Source organism: Streptomyces sp. NPDC042364, from assembly GCF_056437585.1.
In genome coordinates, this window is the sequence record NZ_JBWKAJ010000008.1 from 86,585 (window position 1) to 103,067 (window position 16,483).

General features: G+C 74.8%; 6 protein-coding genes. 5 read left to right on the plus strand and 1 reads right to left on the minus strand.

Annotated elements, in window-relative coordinates; genetic code table 11:
* Positions 1-62 precede the first annotated feature (62 nt).
* The 5 genes from AC067N_RS18115 to AC067N_RS18135 all read left to right on the plus strand — a co-directional run bounded on the left by AC067N_RS18115 (position 63) and on the right by AC067N_RS18135 (position 15,319).
* Entirely contained in the window at positions 63-5,717 is a 5,655-nt protein-coding gene (locus AC067N_RS18115) for a type I polyketide synthase (protein ID WP_478679877.1), read from the plus strand.
* A gap of 73 nt (positions 5,718-5,790) precedes the next feature.
* Positions 5,791-12,405, plus strand: coding sequence for a thioester reductase domain-containing protein (locus AC067N_RS18120; protein WP_478679878.1), 6,615 nt, complete (start codon positions 5,791-5,793; stop codon positions 12,403-12,405).
* 54 nt (positions 12,406-12,459) lie between these two features.
* Positions 12,460-13,794 carry an NAD(P)/FAD-dependent oxidoreductase gene (locus tag AC067N_RS18125; RefSeq protein ID WP_478679879.1) on the plus strand — a complete coding sequence of 445 codons (1,335 nt, stop codon included), beginning with the start codon at positions 12,460-12,462 and terminating at the stop codon, positions 13,792-13,794.
* An 84-nt stretch (positions 13,795-13,878) separates the two neighbouring features.
* Complete coding sequence (locus AC067N_RS18130; RefSeq protein ID WP_478679880.1) at positions 13,879-14,715, plus strand: NAD(P)H-binding protein; 837 nt, start codon at positions 13,879-13,881, stop codon at positions 14,713-14,715.
* 175 nt (positions 14,716-14,890) lie between these two features.
* The gene (locus AC067N_RS18135; RefSeq protein ID WP_478679881.1) at positions 14,891-15,319 is read left to right on the plus strand and encodes a YybH family protein; all 429 of its coding nucleotides are present in this window, start codon (positions 14,891-14,893) and stop codon (positions 15,317-15,319) included.
* 61 nt (positions 15,320-15,380) lie between these two features.
* Here the strand turns inward: AC067N_RS18135 and AC067N_RS18140 are convergent, their stop codons facing one another.
* On the minus strand, positions 15,381-16,400 hold the full coding sequence (locus tag AC067N_RS18140; protein ID WP_478679882.1) for a helix-turn-helix domain-containing protein: 1,020 nt from the start codon (positions 16,398-16,400) through the stop codon (positions 15,381-15,383).
* Between the last annotated feature and the right edge of the window lie 83 nt (positions 16,401-16,483).

The window sequence follows — 16,483 nt, forward strand, 5'->3', positions numbered from 1 at the left end:
CCCCGGACGGGCCCGGGCGACCCATGACTTCCGTGCCGATTTCCCCATGGAGCTGAGACGACGTGACGACCGACGAGAACCAACTCCGCCAGTACCTCAAGCGTGCGGTCGCCGACGCCCGCGCGAGCCGCAAGCGGCTGCGCGAGGTGGAGGAGCGGGAGCGGGAACCCATCGCGATCATCGGGATGGCGTGCCGCTACCCCGGCGGCGTGCGCTCACCGGAGCAGTTGTGGCGGATCGTCGCCGACGGTGTCGACGCGGTGTCGCCCTTCCCCGAGGGCCGCGGCTGGGACGTCGACGACCTCTACGATCCCGACCCGGAGGCGGTCGGCAAGTCGTACACCCGTTACGGCGGGTTCCTGCACGACGCGGACCTGTTCGACCCGGAGTTCTTCGGGATGTCGCCCCGTGAGGCGCTGGCCACCGACCCGCAGCAGCGGCTGCTCCTGGAGACCGCGTGGGAGGCGTTCGAGCGGGCGCGGATCGTTCCGGACTCGGTGCGGGGCAGCCGTACCGGGGTGTTCGTCGGGGCGATGTACAACGACTACGGGTCGCGGCCCCGTCTGCCCGCCGAGGAGTTCGAGGGCTACCTGTACGGCGGCAGCGCGGGCAGTGTCGCCTCGGGCCGGCTCGCCTACACCTTCGGGCTGGAGGGGCCGGCGGTCACGGTCGACACGGCGTGCTCGTCCTCGCTGGTCGCCCTGCATCTCGCGGCGACGGCACTGCGCCGGGGCGAGGCCGATCTGGCGCTGGCCGGCGGGGTGACGGTGATGTCGACGCCCACCTCGTTCGTGGAGTTCTCCCGGCTTCGGGGGCTGTCGTCCGACGGCCGGTGCAGGTCCTTCTCGGCGTCCGCCGACGGCACCGGCTGGGCAGAGGGCGTCGGTCTGCTGCTGCTCGCGCGGCTGTCCGACGCGCGGCGCGAGGGCCGCCCCGTGCTGGCCGTGATCAAGGGGTCGGCGATCAACCAGGACGGCGCGAGCAACGGGCTCACCGCGCCCAGCGGTCCCGCCCAGGAACGGGTGATCCGTCAGGCGCTCACCAGCGCGGGGCTGTCGCCCGCCGACGTCGACGCGGTCGAGGCGCACGGTACGGGGACCACGCTCGGCGACCCGATCGAGGCACGGGCCCTGCTCGCCACGTACGGCGAGGACCGGCCCGCCGGCCGGCCGCTCTGGCTGGGCTCGCTGAAGTCCAACATCGGACACGCGCAGGCGGCGGCCGGCGTCGGCGGCGTCATCAAGATGGTCGAGGCGATCCGCCACGGGGTCCTGCCGAGGACCCTGCACGCCGAGGAGCCCTCCCCCCACATCGACTGGGACACGGGCGCGCTCGCCCTCCTCACCGAGCCCCGTGCATGGCCGGACACCGGACGCCCCCGCCGCGCCGCCGTCTCGTCGTTCGGCTTCAGCGGCACCAACGCCCACGTGATCGTGGAGGAGGCGACGCAGGACACGGCCACGGGGGAGGCCGGGGAAGGGGCCGACGATGGGGCCGGCGTCGGAGCCGGCGTCGAGGTCACCGCCGGGAAGGGCGAGGGCGGGCCCGCGCGGGCCCCACAGCAGGCCGCCGGGGGCGCGTCGTCCTCCTGGCCCGGCCGCCCTCTGCCGCTGGTCCTGTCCGGCAAGGGCGAGGGCGCCCTCGCCGCGCGGGCCCGGCAGTTGCTGGACCTCCTGGCCGCGGGCGGGGACCCCGAGGCCGCCGACGGCGGCGCCACCGCCGGTGCCGGCCTCGCCCCCGCCACCGCCCTCCCCGCCACCGTCCCCGACATCGCCCACGCCCTGGTCACCACGCGGGCCGCACTGGACGACCGGGCCGTGGTCGTCGGTGCCGACCTCGACGAGCTGACCGCCGGGCTGGCCGCGCTCGCCGAGGGGCGCGGGGCACCCCACGTGGTGCGCGGTGGTCGCGCGGCGGCGTCGCGGGTCGCCTTCGTGTTTCCCGGGCAGGGGTCCCAGTGGGCCGGTATGGCGGCCGAACTGCTGGACGCCTCATCGGTGTTCGCGGCAGCGATGGCCGACTGCGCGGCGGCGCTGGCCCCGGTCACCGACTGGGATCTGATCGAGACGGTACGGGCCGGGGAGCCGCTGGAGCGGGTGGACGTGATCCAGCCGGCACTGTGGGCGATCATGGTGTCGCTCGCGGCGGTGTGGCGGGCCCACGGGGTGCGGCCGGCGGCCGTGATCGGGCACTCCCAGGGGGAGATCGCCGCCGCGTGCGTGGCCGGCGCGCTGTCCCTGGCCGACGGCGCCCGGGTGGTGGCCCTGCGCGCCCGCGCGATCGCCGAGGACCTCTCCGGCCGGGGCGGCATGATGTCGGTCGCGTTGCCCGAACCCCGCGTGCGCGAACTGATCGACGGCTACGGCGGCCGGGTCGCGGTCGCCGCCGTCAACGGCGCCGTGTCCGTGGTGCTCTCGGGTGACGCCGACGCCCTGGACGAACTGCGCGCGGCGGTCGTGGCCGACGGCGGCCGCGCCAAGCGGCTCCCCGTGGACTACGCCTCGCACTGCGCGCACGTCGAGTCGATCCGTGAGCGGCTGCTGGCCGACCTGGCGGGCATCGAGGCGCGGCCCTCCGAGGTGCCGTTCTACTCCACCGTCACCGGCGGCCTGTTCGACACCACCGGTCTGGATGCCACGTACTGGTACACCAACCTGCGGCAGAGCGTGCTGTTCGAGCCGACCACGCGGAGCCTGCTGGACGCCGGGCACGGCGTCTTCGTCGAGTGCAGCCCGCACCCGGTGCTGCTGCACAGCATCGAGGAGACCGCCGACGCCGCGGGCACGGCCGTCACCGGCGTCGGCTCGCTCCGCCGTGACCAGGGCGGACCCGACCGGGTGCTGGCCGCGCTGGGCGAGGCGTTCACGGCCGGGCTCCCGGTGGACTGGCCGACGGTGTTCGAGGGCCTGCCGGTGCGCACCGTCGAGCTGCCGACGTACCCGTTCCAGCGCGAGCGGTACTGGCTGGAGCAGTCGGCGCCCGTGTACACGGCCGGCCCCGCCCGCTCGGACCACCCGCTGCTCGGTACGGCGGTCAGGGTGGCCGGCGCCGACGAGGTGCTGTTCAGCGGCCGGGTCGCGACGGCCGCCCAGCCGTGGCTGTCCGGGCACACGGTGTCCGGCACCGTCGTGCTGCCGTCGGCGGCCCTGGTGGACGCGGTCGTCCGGGCGGGCACCGAGGTGGCCTGCCCGGTGGTGGACGAGCTGACCGTGCGGGCCCCGCTCGCCGTCCCCGACACCGGTGAGGTCCCGCTCCAGGTGCGGGTCGGGGCCCCGGACGACTCCGGCCGGCGCCCCGTCACCGTGCACGCCCTGCCGGACCCCGACACCGGGGAGTGGGCGGAGCTGGCCGCCGGCACCCTGCGCGCCGAGGACGGCACGACCGCCGCCCTCGCGGGGAACGCCGACGGCGCCGAGGTGCGGCTCCCGGAGGAGTACGCCGCCGACGCCGGCCGTCACGTCCTGCACCCGTCGCTGCTGGAGGCCGCGCTCGCGGTGGACGGGGGCGAGCCGTTCGCCGTCCGCTGGCGGGGGGTGCGGCTGCACGCCCCCGGCGCGACGGCCGTACGGACCCGGCTCGCCCGAGCCGGGGACAGCGACGGCGGGGCCGCCGCGGCGGAGGGGGCCGTCTCCGTCGTGCTGACCGGCCCGGACGGGGCGCCCGTCGCCACCGTCGACTCCGTCGTCCGGCGCTCCCCCGAACCGTCGGAACTCATCGGCGGTCCGGGCCCGCTGCGCGCCCTGCACCACGTCACCTGGGTGCCGCTCACCCCCGGCCGGCCGGACCGGCCGGTCGCCTGGGCGGCCCTCGGGCGGCTGCCGGACGAGGAGGCCGGTGCGTCCTACCCGGCACCCCGGCCGTACGACGGCGAGTCCGCCGTGACCTCCTACGAGGACCTCGCCGCCCTCGGCCGTGCGGTCGAGTCCGGTACGGCGGCCGACGCCCTCCTCGTCCACCTGCCGGCGGCCGGCAACGACACCGAGGTCGTGGACGGTGTGCGCTCGGCGACCGGGAGGGCGCTGGCCCTGCTCCAGGCCTGGCTGGCCGACGAGCGGCTGGCCGCGACCCGGCTCGTGCTGGTCACCGGGGGCGCGGTGGCCGCCACGGCCGGCGAGGTGCCGCACCTGGACGCGGCGGCGGTCCGCGGCCTGGTGCGGTCGGCGCAGTCGGAGAACCCGGGCCGGATCGTCCTCGTGGACGCCCCCGGCGCGGGCACGGACACCGCGCCCGTCCCCCCGGCACTCCTGGCCGCCCTGCTCGCCACGGACGAGCCGCAGGCCGCCGTACGCGACGGCCGGCTCCTGGTGCCCCGGCTGCGGCGGGTCACCCGGGCCGACGCGGGCGACGGCACGGCCCCCCGCTGGCGCCCGGACGGCACGGTCCTCGTCACCGGCGGCACGGGGGCGCTCGGCGCCGCCGTGTCCCGGCACCTCGTCGTCGAGCACGGCGTCCGGCGGCTGCTGCTGGCCTCTCGCCGAGGTGAACGGGCGCCGGGGGCCGAGCAGTTGCGCGCCGAACTCACGGGCCTCGGGGCCGAGGTGCGGATCGCCGCGTGCGACGTCGCCGACCGTGACGCGCTCAAGGCGCTGCTCTCCGAGATACCGGCCGAGCACGCGCTGACCGGGGTCGTGCACACGGCCGGGGTCCTGGACAACGGCCTCCTCCCGGCGCTCACGTCCGGTCGGCTGGACGCGGTGCTGGGCCCGAAGGCGGACGCGGCCTGGCATCTGCACGAGCTGACCCAGGGCGACGAGCTGGCGGCGTTCGTGCTGTTCTCCTCGGTCGTGGGCGTGTTCGGCGGCCCGGGCCAGGCCAACTACGCGGCGGCCGGCGCTTTCCTGGAGGCGCTGGCCGAGCGGCGCCGCGCCGAGGGCCTGCCCGCGAGTTCGCCGGCCTGGGGGCTGTGGGAGGTCGAGGGCGGGATCAACGCGGGGCTGACCCCGGCCGACCGGTCCCGTTTCGCCCGCGACGGCTTCGTGCCGACGAGCACGGCGGAGGGGCTGGCGCTGTTCGACGCGGCGCTGGGGGTCCGTCACCCGGCGGTGACAGCCGTGCCGTTCGACCTCGCGGCCGTACGGGCCTTCGGCGGTCCGGTCCCGCCGCTGCTGAGGGCCCTGGTGCCGGCGGCCGACCGCGGTCCGGATCGGACCGGCGGCGAAGGGGACGTGCCCCTCGCCGAGCGGCTCGCCGGGATGACCGCGGGCGAGCGGCGGGAGTTCGTGCTGGACCTGGTGCGCGGCGAGGTGGCCGTCGTGCTGGGCTTCCGCGACCCGGCCGCCGTCGAGGCCCAACGACCCTTCCAGGAACTGGGTTTCGACTCGCTCACCGCCGTGCAGCTGCGCAACCGGCTGGGCGCGGCAAGCGGCGTCCGGCTGCCGGCGACCGTGGTGTTCGACCATCCGACCCCGGCGGCCCTCACCGCGTTCCTGCTCGCCGGACTCGGGTCCGGACAGGAGTCCGCCGAGCAGTCCCCGCTCCTCGCCGAACTCGACAAGCTGGAGGAGATCCTCTCGACGGCCGGCGACAGCGAGGACGCCGCCGCCGACGCGGACGAACGCGCCGCCGTCACCGTCCGGTTGCAGACGATCCTTTCGCGCTGGATGGACGCGTGGGGCGGCACGCCCGGCGACACCGGCCCGCAGGACCCGCTGGAGTCGGCCTCGACCGACGAGCTCCTCGACTTCATCGACAACGAACTCGGCCGCGCGGGCAGCTGATGCCCCGCGCCGAACCGTCCTCACGCACGCACCCGGTGTCCCGCACCGCTGTCACTGCCGTCCCCGAGAAGATGTGAGTTGTCCCATGGCGGATGAGAAGAAGCTGGCCGACTACCTGAAATGGGTCACGGCCGACCTGCGGAAGGCACGCAGCCGCATCGCCGAGCTGGAGTCCGGACGGCTGGAGCCGGTCGCGATCGTCGGCATGGCCTGCCGCTACCCCGGCGGGGTGACCTCGGCCGACGATCTGTGGCGGCTGGTCTCCGAGGGCCGGGACGGCATCTCGGAGTTCCCCTCCGACCGGGGCTGGGACCTGGAGGGGCTGTACGACGCCGACCCGGACACGCCCGGCACGTCGTACACCCGCGAGGGCGGGTTCCTGGACGGCGCGGCCGACTTCGACGCCGCGTTCTTCGGGATCTCCCCGCGTGAGGCGCTCTCGATGGACCCGCAGCAGCGCGTGGTGCTGGAGACCGCCTGGGAGACCTTCGAGCAGGCGGGCATCGACCCGACGGGGCTGAAGACGTCCAACGTGGGTGTCTTCGTCGGCGCGGTGGACCAGACGTACCTCGGTCTGGAAGGGCCCGAGGAGTTCGAGGGCTACCTGATGACCGGCAAGCTCAGCAGTGTGGTCTCCGGCCGGGTCTCCTACTCGTTAGGGTTCGAGGGGCCGGCCGTCACGGTGGACACGGCGTGCTCGTCGTCGCTGGTCGCGCTGCACCTCGCGGCGCAGTCCGTGCGCAGCGGGGAGTCGGCGCTCGCCCTGGCGGGCGGGGTGACCATCAGCGGCACGCCGGGCGGGTTCGTCGACTTCTCCCGGCAGCGTGGCCTCGCCGCCGACGGCCGGTGCAAGTCGTTCGCGGCCGCCGCCGACGGGACCAGCTGGTCCGAAGGTGTGGGGCTGCTCCTCGTGGAGCGGCTCTCCGATGCCGTGCGCAACGGCCATCGCGTCCTGGCCGTGCTGCGGGCCACCGCCGTCAATCAGGACGGCGCCTCCAACGGGCTCACCGCACCCAGCGGCCCCTCCCAGGAGCGGGTCATCCGCCAGGCGCTCGCCGAGGCTCGGCTGGACGCGGCCGACGTGGACGCGGTCGAGGCGCACGGCACCGGCACCCGGCTGGGCGACCCCATCGAGGCGCAGGCGCTGCTGGGCACGTACGGCGCGGCCCACCCGGCGGAGCGCCCGCTGTACCTCGGGTCGCTGAAGTCCAACATCGGGCACGCGGTCGCCGCGGCCGGGGTGGGCGGCGTCATCAAGATGGTCCAGGCGATACGGCACGGGGTGCTGCCCAGGACCCTGCACGTCGACCGGCCGACCCCGCTGGTCGACTGGTCCGACGGCGCGGTGGAGCTGCTGACCGAGGAGCGCCCCTGGCCGCACACGGGCCGCCCGCGCCGCGCCGCGGTCTCCGCGTTCGGGGTGAGCGGCACCAACGCCCACGTCATCATCGAGCAGGCTCCCGAAGCGGCGGAGACGCCGGCGGACACCTCGCGCCCGGCGAGCGCCGCCTCCGGCACGTCCGCCACCGCCACCGCCGCGCCCGCCACCGCCGCCACCGCCACCGCCGCGCCCGCCACCGCCGCCCCCGCCACCGCTGCTGCCGCCTCCCCCGCCGTGCCCTCCCCGGACACGGCGCCGGACGTCGGGACCCCCGCTCCCCCGGTCCCTCTCCCCGCCATCCCCTGGGCCCTGTCCGCGCGGACGGCGGATGCCGTGCGGGCTCAGGCGGAACGGCTGGCCGAGTTCGTCGAGCGGCACCCCGAGGTGTCGGCCGAAGACGTGGCGCACGCGCTCGCGACCACGCGGGCCGGGCTGGAGCACCGGGCCGTGGTGGTGGGCGCGGGTCGCACCGAACTCCTCGACGCCCTGCGCGCTTTCACTCCGGAAGCGGTGGCGCCGGCGCTGCCGCGCGGCGCGACCGCCACGGGCAGGCTGGGCTTCCTGTTCACGGGCCAGGGGGCCCAGCGCGCCGCGATGGGCCTCGAACTGCACGCCGCGTTCCCGGCGTTCGCGGCGGCCTTCGACGAAGTGTCCGCGCATCTCGACCCGTTGCTGGACCGGCCGCTGCGCGAGGTGATCGCGTCGGGCGACGGGCTCGACAGGACGGGTTACGCGCAGCCCGCGCTGTTCGCCGTCGAGGTCGCGCTCTTCCGGCTGTTCGCGTCCTGGGGCGTACGGCCCGACCTGCTCGCCGGGCATTCGATCGGCGAGCTGGCCGCCGCGCATGTGGCGGGCGTGCTGACCCTCGCGGACGCGGCGGCCGTGGTGGCCGCCCGGGGCCGGCTGATGCAGGCCCTGCCGAGGGGCGGGGCCATGGTCGCGTTGCAGGCCACGGCCGACGAGGTCGAGCCGCTCCTCGCCGATACCGGCGGTCGTGTGGGGGTCGCGGCGCTCAACGGACCGTCGTCCACGGTGGTGTCGGGCGAGGAGGACGCGGTCGCCGCGATCACGTCCACGGTCCGCTCCTGGGGCCGCGCGACCAAGCGGCTGGTGGTCAGCCACGCGTTCCACTCCCCTCTGATGGAGCCGATGCTGGAGGAGTTCGGCCGGGTCGTGCGGGGCGTCACCCTGAACGCGCCGGAGATCCCCCTGGTGTCCACGGTCACCGGGCGCATCGCCACCGACGCGGAACTGCGTTCGCCGGACTACTGGATCCAGCAGGTACGGCAGCCGGTCCGCTTCGTGGACGCGGTCCGCACCCTCGTCGAGCGGCAGGTGACCACCACCCTGGAGCTGGGCCCGGCCGGGGTGCTCACGGCGCTGGTCGACGACTGCGTGTCCGGCGCGGGTGCCGTGGCCGCCGTGGCGGCCGTACGGTCCGGCCCCTCCGAGCCCCTGTCCGTGGTGGCGGCGCTGGGGCGGCTGTGGAGCGCGGGTGTGCCCGTGGACTGGCCGGGGTTCTTCGGCCAGGCCGGTCCCCGGCGGCGGGTGGACCTGCCGAGCTACGCGTTCCAGCGGAAGCGGTACTGGCTGGAGTCCGGTCCCGCCGAGGCGTCCGCGCGTTCCGGGGGCGCGGCCGGCCATCCGCTGGTGGACGCGGCGGTCGAGATCGCCGGCCGTGACGAGCTGGTCCTCACCGCCCGCCTCACGTCCCGCTCGGCCCCGTGGCTCGCCGGGCACACCCGGGACGGCGAGGTCGTGCTCCCCGTCTCCGCCCTGCTGGACGTGGTGTGGCGCGCGGCCGACGAGGTCGGCTGCACGGCCGTGCACGAGCTGACCGTGCGCCGCCCGGTCGTGCTGCCCGAACGCTCCCGGGTCCGCGTCCAGTTGACCGTCGGCGCGCCGGACGCCGCGGGCACCCGCGCCTTCACCGTCCACGCGGGCGCCGACGAGGACCACCCGGCGTGGACCGTCGCCGCCTCGGGGACCCTGAGCCCCGCCGGCCGTGAGACCCCGTTCGAGCTGGGGGCGTGGCCCCCTGCGGGGGCGCGGGCCCTGGACGTGGCCGACGGGGCACGGGCGGCGTACCCGGGGGTCTCGGCGGTGTGGCACCGCGACGGGGAGCTGTTCGCCGAGGTCGCGCTGGACGAGGACACGGACGTCGACGGGTACGGGCTGCACCCGGCGCTGCTGGAGGCCGCCTTGCACGGCACGCTGCTCGCGGCCGGGCGGGGCGGGGTCGTCGCGGAGATCGGCCGGGCCCGCCTGCACGCCGTCGGCGCCCGCGCGCTGCGGGTGCGGCTGACCCCTGGCCCCGAGGGCGGCTGGGCGGTACGGCTCGCCGACCCGTCCGGGCGGCCGGTCGCGTCGCTCGCCTCGGCCGTCGCCCGCCCGGTGGACGCGACCGAGGTCGCCGTGGCCCGGTCGCGCCCGCTGGACTCGCTGTTCCGGGTCGCCTGGAACCCGGTCGTTCCGGAGGGCAGGGACGGCGCCGCGCTGGCCGTGCTGGAGACGGGCAGCGGGGACCTCGGGTTCGAGGACGTCCGCAGGTTCGCCGATGTGGACGCGGCGCTGGACTCGCCGGTCCCGTTCGACGCGCTGCTCGCCCCGTTCGTGTTCGCGCCGGGCGGTGATGTGGCGGCGCGGGCGCGGGAGGCGACACGGCGGGCGCTGGCCCTCGTCCGGTCGTGGCCGTCGGACGAGGGGTCCGCCGACATCCCGCTGGTGGTGGTGACCCGGGGCGCGGTCGCCACCGGCCGGGGTGCCGACCGGCCGGCCGGTGTGTCCGACCTGGTCGCCGCCCCGGTGTGGGGTCTGCTGCGCTCGGCCCAGTCGGAGATGCCCGGCCGGATCGTGCTGGTCGACCTGGACGACGACCCGGCGTCGGCGGAGGCCCTGCCGTCGATCGTCGCCTCCGGCGAACCCCAGGTCGCGGTACGGGGCGGCACGGTGCTGGTTCCGCGTGCGGCCCGGCTGACGCCGGCCGGCGGCGAGCCGGCGCCCACTCCCTGGCGGCGCGACGGCACGGTCATGATCACCGGTGGTACGGGTGCGCTGGGTGCCCTGTTCGCGCGGCACCTCGTCCGGGAGCACGGGGTGTCCCGGCTGCTGCTGGTGAGCCGCAGCGGCCCGGCGGCTCCCGGTGCGGACGCACTCGCCGACGAGCTGGCCGAGCTGGGCGCCAAGGTGATGATCACGGCGTGCGACCTGGCGGACCGGGAGGCCCTCGGCGCCCTCCTCGCGACCGTCCCGGCCGGGCATCCGCTCACCGGGGTCGTGCACACGGCCGGGGTGAACGACGACGGGATGATCGCGACCCTGACCCCCGAGCGGCTGGCGGCCGTGCTGCGCCCCAAGGTGGACGCGGCGTGGAACCTGCACGAGCTGACGCTCGGTCACGACCTGTCGGCGTTCGTGCTGTTCTCGTCGGTGGCGGGTCTCGTGGGCGGTCCCGGCCAGGCCAACTACGCCGCCGCGAACACCTTCCTGGACGCGCTCGCCGAACACCGTGCCGCGAGCGGTCTGCCCGCGACCTCGCTGGCCTGGGGCCTGTGGGACACGGCGGGCGGCATGGGCGGCGCCCTCGGCGAGGCCGACCGGAAGCGCATCGCCCGCACCGGTCTGCTGCCGGTCACCGAGGAGCGGGGCCCGGGTCTCCTCGACGCCGCGCTGCGGCTGGGCCGGCCGGCGCTGGTGGCCACCCCTCTCGACGTGGCCGCCCTGCGCGCCCGCCCGGCCCAGGTCCCGCTCCTCCTCACCGGTCTGGCGCGGACACCGGCCCGCCCGTCCGCCCGGGACGACGCCGGGGGCACGCGGTCGCTGGCGCAGCGCCTCGACGGGCTGCCGGAGCAGCGGCAGCGGGAGGTCGTGGCGGAGTTCGTGCGCGGCGAGGTCGCCCTGGTGCTCGGGCACCGCGACGCGTCCGCCATCGGCGACGACCGGTTCTTCACCGAACTCGGCTTCGACTCGCTGATCTCCGTGGAGCTGCGCAACCGGCTCGGTTCCGCGACCGGCCTCCGGCTTTCCGCCTCCGTGGTCTTCGAGCACCCCACCCCGGCCGCGCTGACGAAGCACCTGTGCGCCGAGCTGCTCACGAGCGCCCCCGAAGCGGTCCCCGCCGGCACCGCCGTGGACTTCGCGGCGGAGGTGTGGCTCGACGACGACGTGCGCCCGGCCGGCGAGATCAGCCGGGTGTCCGCCGATCCCCGCGAGATCCTGCTGACCGGCGCCACCGGGTTCCTCGGGGCGTTCCTCCTGCGCGACCTGATGCGCTCCACCCGGGCCCGTGTGCACTGCCTGGTGCGCGGGGCCGACCGGGCAGACGCCGAGCGGCGGCTGCGCGCCAACCTGGAGTGGTACGAGGTCCTCGACGAGGTGGACCCGGACCGGATCTCCGTGGTGGTCGGCGATCTCTCCGCGCCCCGGCTGGGGCTGACGGAGGGCGGGTTCGACGATCTGGCGCGCTTCGTCGACGTCGTCTACCACGCGGGCGCCACGGTGAGCTGGCTGCGGCCGTACACCGAGCTGCGGCGGTCCAATGTGGACGGGACGCGGGAGGTGCTGCGGCTGGCGGCCCGGCACCGCACCGTGCCGGTGCACCACGTCTCGACGAGCGGGGTCTTCCCGGCGCCGGCGCCCGGCGCCGAGGACGTCCCGGCGAAGGTGACCGACCCGACCGGCCCCGCCGAGGAGCTGTGGAACGGGTATCTGCAGAGCAAATGGGTCGCCGAGCAGGTCATCCGGATCGCGCGGGAGCGCGGGCTGCCGGTCTCGGTGTACCGGGTGGACGTGGTCTGCGGCGACCAGCGGGCCGGTGCCTGCCAGACCAAGGACTTCGTCTGGCTGAGCCTGAAGGGCCTGCTCCAGGCCGGGGCGGTGCCGGACCGGCTCGCCGGGTCCTTCCACATGGTGCCGGTGGACTACGTGAGCGGCACGATCACCACCCTCGCGGCGCGGGAGGAGGCCGCGGGCGGCACGTTCCACCTGTTCAACGAGCGGGACCAGGCCTTCGCCGACTTCGTCGGCCATCTCCGGTCGTACGGATACGAGTTGCCGGTCCTGGACTGGGACAGCTGGCGGGAGCGGGTACGGGCCGACCGCGACAACGCGCTGGTGCCGCTGCTCGACGCCTTCGAGGCCCTCATGGCGGGTGACGGCCGTGCGACGTACCCGCCGCTGGACGTGTCGGAGACGGAGCGGGCGCTGGCCGGCACCGGCATCGAGTGCCCGGAGATCGGGCGGGACCTGTTCGAGAAGTACGTGGGGTTCTTCGAGCGGGCCGGCTACTTCCCGAAGGCGGGGGCATGAGCCGCGCCCTCTTCGCGCGGCTTCGGATTTCTACACAGTGGAGGAGCGACAACCGTGGGGACAGCTGAGCGGAACCGCGCGATCGTGCTGGGCGCGAGCATGGCCGGGCTGCTGGCGGCGCGTGTGCTGGCGGACGCGTACGACGAGGTCGTCGTGGTGGACCGGGACGAGCTGAGGGACGACGACCTGCCGCGCAAGGGCGTGCCGCAGGGCAACCACGTCCACGCCCTGCTGGCCCGTGGCCGGCACATCATCGAGGAGCTGCTGCCGGGCGCGACCGACGAGCTGATCTCCACCGGCGCGGTGACCGGTGACGTCACCGGGAATGTGCGCTGGGTCATGGAGGGGCAGCGGATGCCGCAGCCGAACTCGGACATGCTGCTGCTGTCGATGAGCCGGCCGCACCTGGAGCAGCGCGTGCGGGTCCGGGTGCGAGCCCTGCCGAACGTGTCGTTCCTGCACCGGCACGACATCACCGGGCTGCTGACGTCGGACGACCGGCGGACGGTCGTGGGCGTGTCGGTGGTGGAGGACGGCCGGTCGCGCGATCTGGCCGCGGATCTGGTGGTGGACGCCACCGGGCGGCGCTCCCGCACCCCGGCGTGGCTGGCGGAGCTGGGTTTCCCGCAGGTGGCGGAGGACGAGCAGCGGATCGGGGTCGGCTACACCACGCAGTACTTCCGGCTGCCGCCCGAGCTGATGGGCGACGACATCTCCATCGACGTCGTGGCCTCGCCGGAGACCGGGCGCGGAGCGATCTGCGCCGCCATCGAGGGCGGCCGCACGGTGGTGACGGCGTACGGCTTCCTCGGCGACTACCCGCCCCATGACTCGGAGGGGTTCCTCGCGTTCCTGAAGTCGCTGTCCGGAACGGACATCTACGACACGGTGAAGGACCACGAGCCGCTGGGTGACCCGGTGGCGTACCGCTTCCCGGCGAATCTGCGCCGCCGCTACGAGCTGATGACCTCGTTCCCGGCCGGGCTGCTCGTGCTCGGCGACGCGGTGTGCAGCTTCAACCCGGTGTACGGGCAGGGCATGACGGTCGCCGCCCTCGGTGCCATGGTGCTGCGCGACCATGTGTCCCGGCCGGGCGCGCCGCGTGCCGAGGAGTACTTCGCCGACCTCGCGGAGGGGGCCGTGGACGCGGTGTGGTCGATGACGACCAGCGCCGACCTCGCCTTCCCCGGCGTCGAGGGCGAGCGGACCGAGGAGTGGCGGGAGGAGCAGGCGTACGTGGGTCGGCTCCTGGAGGCGGCCACCCGCGACCACTCGCTGCTGACCGCTTACGCCCGCGTGGTCTTCCTGGTCGATCCGCCGGAGGCGCTCGTCGCCCCCGGGATCCAGGCGGCGGTCCGCGCGGCGTCCCCGGACGCCGCGCGGACGTGACCGAGTCCCCCTGACCCTGTTCCGGCCTTCGCCGGCCTTCCCCGACGGCTTTTCCGTGACGGTTTCTCTCTGATGGCAGGTGACATGAACGACAGTCCTGTTCTGGTGCTCGGCGGTACGGGCAAGACGGGCCGCCGTGTGGCGCGGCAGCTCGCCGAGCGCGGGCGTACGGCCAGGGTGGCGTCCCGCTCGGGTGCCCAGCCCTTCGACTGGCGCGACAAGGAGACGTGGGCCGCGGCCGTCGAGGGCGTCGAGGCGGTCTACGTGGTGGACGAACAGGGTCCCCACGCCGCGGAACTCCTCGCCGACTTCGCCTCGTTCGCCACCCGGCGGGGGGTGGGGCGGCTGGTGTTCCTGTCCGCGCGGACGCTGGAGCAGTGGGCGCACGACGAGAGCCGGTTCGCCGCCGAGCGGGCGGTGCGGGAGTCGGGCGCCGAGTGGACGATCCTGCGGCCCACCTGGTTCTCCCAGAACTTCAGCGAGGACCGGCTGCTGGCGCCGGACGTCGCCGCCGGAGAGGTGATCCTGCCGGACGGTGCGGGCGTGGAGCCGTTCATCGACGCCGAGGACATCGCGGCCGTCGCCGTGGCCGCGCTCACCGAGGAGGGGCACGCGGGCGAGCTGTACGTCCTGTCGGGGCCGCGGCTGATGACCTTCGCCGAGTGCGTCGACCTGATCGCCGAGGCGGCGGGCCGGAAGATCCGCGCGGTCGTGGTGGACCCCGAGGAATACGCCCGGCATCTCGTCGGGCGGGGCTACCCACGGGATTTCGCGGATTTCATGAACGAACTGTTCGACACCATTCGTGACGGCCGGACGGCATATCTCTCCGACGGTGTGCGGAGGGCTCTCGGACGGGAGCCTCGTGACTTCCGCCTGTACGCGGCCGAGACGGATTGGGACGCGGTCTCAGCACGGTAACCACCGGCTCTCCACCGCTGGTCAGGGATGGTTACCGGGGTGTGGCCCGGCCGTTCCGGGCGGCCAGTAGCGTTCAACGGGTCGAAATGCGCGGCGCGATGCCCAATCCGCCCGATGTCCATCTGTCAACTCTCGTCCCACTCCCCCGCGGGGGAATGAATGGAGCGGCTCATCCATGGCCAGCGGAAAGTACGACAAGTTTTTGTCGAGCGACATCGAGACGCATCAGGAGATGTTCGGCGAGGCGTTCAACTCCGGTGACGCGGACGCCGTCAACTCGATGTACACCGAGGACGCCGTCGGCGTCTGGGACCCGGGTGTGCCGCTGACGGGCCAGGCCCGTCGGGACCGGGTCAAGGAGTTCATGTCCTACGGCCCGACCGTGGACGCGAAGGTGCTCCAGACGCTCGTGACCGGTGACACGGCGATGCTGATCGTCGAGTGGTCGATGGAGACCAAGGACGCGGACGGCAAGCCGGAGCATCTGGAGGGCGTCGCCGTGGACGTCCTCCGGCGTGGCGAGGACGGCAACTGGCGTTACGTCATCGACAACCCCTACGGCGTCAGCGGTCCCCGGACCGCCGAGGAGGCCGCCGGGGCGTAGCCCGTGCGGGGCCCGGGCGCGAGGGGCGTCCGGGCCCCCTGGGTCCGACCGGTCCGGCGGTTCAGCGGCGCCCGTCGGCGAGGGTGTTGCGGCGGGCCGGGGCCGCCCCGAAGGACTGGCGGTAGTCCGTGGGCGTCACCCCGACGTGCAGGGTGAAGTGGCGGCGCAGATTGGCCGCCGTGCCCAGGCCGCTGAACTCGCTGACCCGTTCGATCGGCAGGTCGGTGGTCTCCAGCAGGGTCTGGGCGTGTGCGAGGCGCCGGTTGAGCAGCCACTTGAGCGGAGTCATCCCGGTCGCGGCCTGGAGACGCCGGAAGAAGGTGCGGGTGCTCATGCCGGCCTGCTTGGCCATCCCGTCGACGGTGAGGGGCTGGTCGAGGTGGCGGGCGGCCCAGTCCATGACGGGGGCGAGGCTGTCGTCGTCGGTGACCGGGACGGAGAGATCCACGAACTGGGCCTGACCTCCGGGCCGGTGACCGGAGACCACCAGGCGGCGGGCGAGCTGGTTGGCGACATGGGCGCCGAGGTCATGGCGCACGATGTGCAGGCACAGGTCGAGTCCGGCCGTCATACCGGCGCTGGTCAGCACCCGGCCCTCGTCCACGTAGAGGACCGAGTCGTCGACCTCCACCTCGGGGTAGCGCTTGGCCAGGTCGGCCGTGTTCAGCCAGTGGGCGGCGGCCCGGCGGCCGTTCAGGAGTCCGGCCTCCGCGAGTGCGAACGCCCCGGTGCACAGGGACACCATGCGGGCGCCGGCGTCGTAGGCCCGGCGCAGCGCGTCGACGAAGTCGGCCGGAAGGGGCTCCCCCCGGCTGACCACGGCGTCCGGCACCGAGGGCACGATCACGGTGCCGGCGGTGACGAGGTCCTCGACGCCGTGGGTGGTGCGGACGGAGAACCCCCGCGCCGGCTCGGCGGCGGAGGGTGGGGTCACCGAGCACACCCGCAGGTCGTACCAGGGGTCGGCGAGGTCCGGCTGGGGATCGCCGAAGACCGCGTAGGCGATGGCCGTCTCGTAGACCTCGCACACCTGCATGTCCGTGTCGTTGACCAGAGCGATGGCGACAGACCCAGGATTCATACCGCCAAGCCTACGGCAGGAATTTTGCGAAGGTCGGCACTTCTGCCACTGTCCGCCGTCCGCACCGCGATGCGAGGGTTGCG

Bases quoted from the DNA above. Each gene is read 5' to 3' on its own strand.
- AC067N_RS18130 (WP_478679880.1), top strand. From the start codon at position 13,879: ATGAACGACAGTCCTGTTCTGGTGCTCGGCGGTACGGGCAAGACGGGC.
- AC067N_RS18135 (WP_478679881.1), top strand. From the start codon at position 14,891: ATGGCCAGCGGAAAGTACGACAAGTTTTTGTCGAGCGACATCGAGACG.
- AC067N_RS18140 (WP_478679882.1), bottom strand. From the start codon at position 16,400: ATGAATCCTGGGTCTGTCGCCATCGCTCTGGTCAACGACACGGACATG.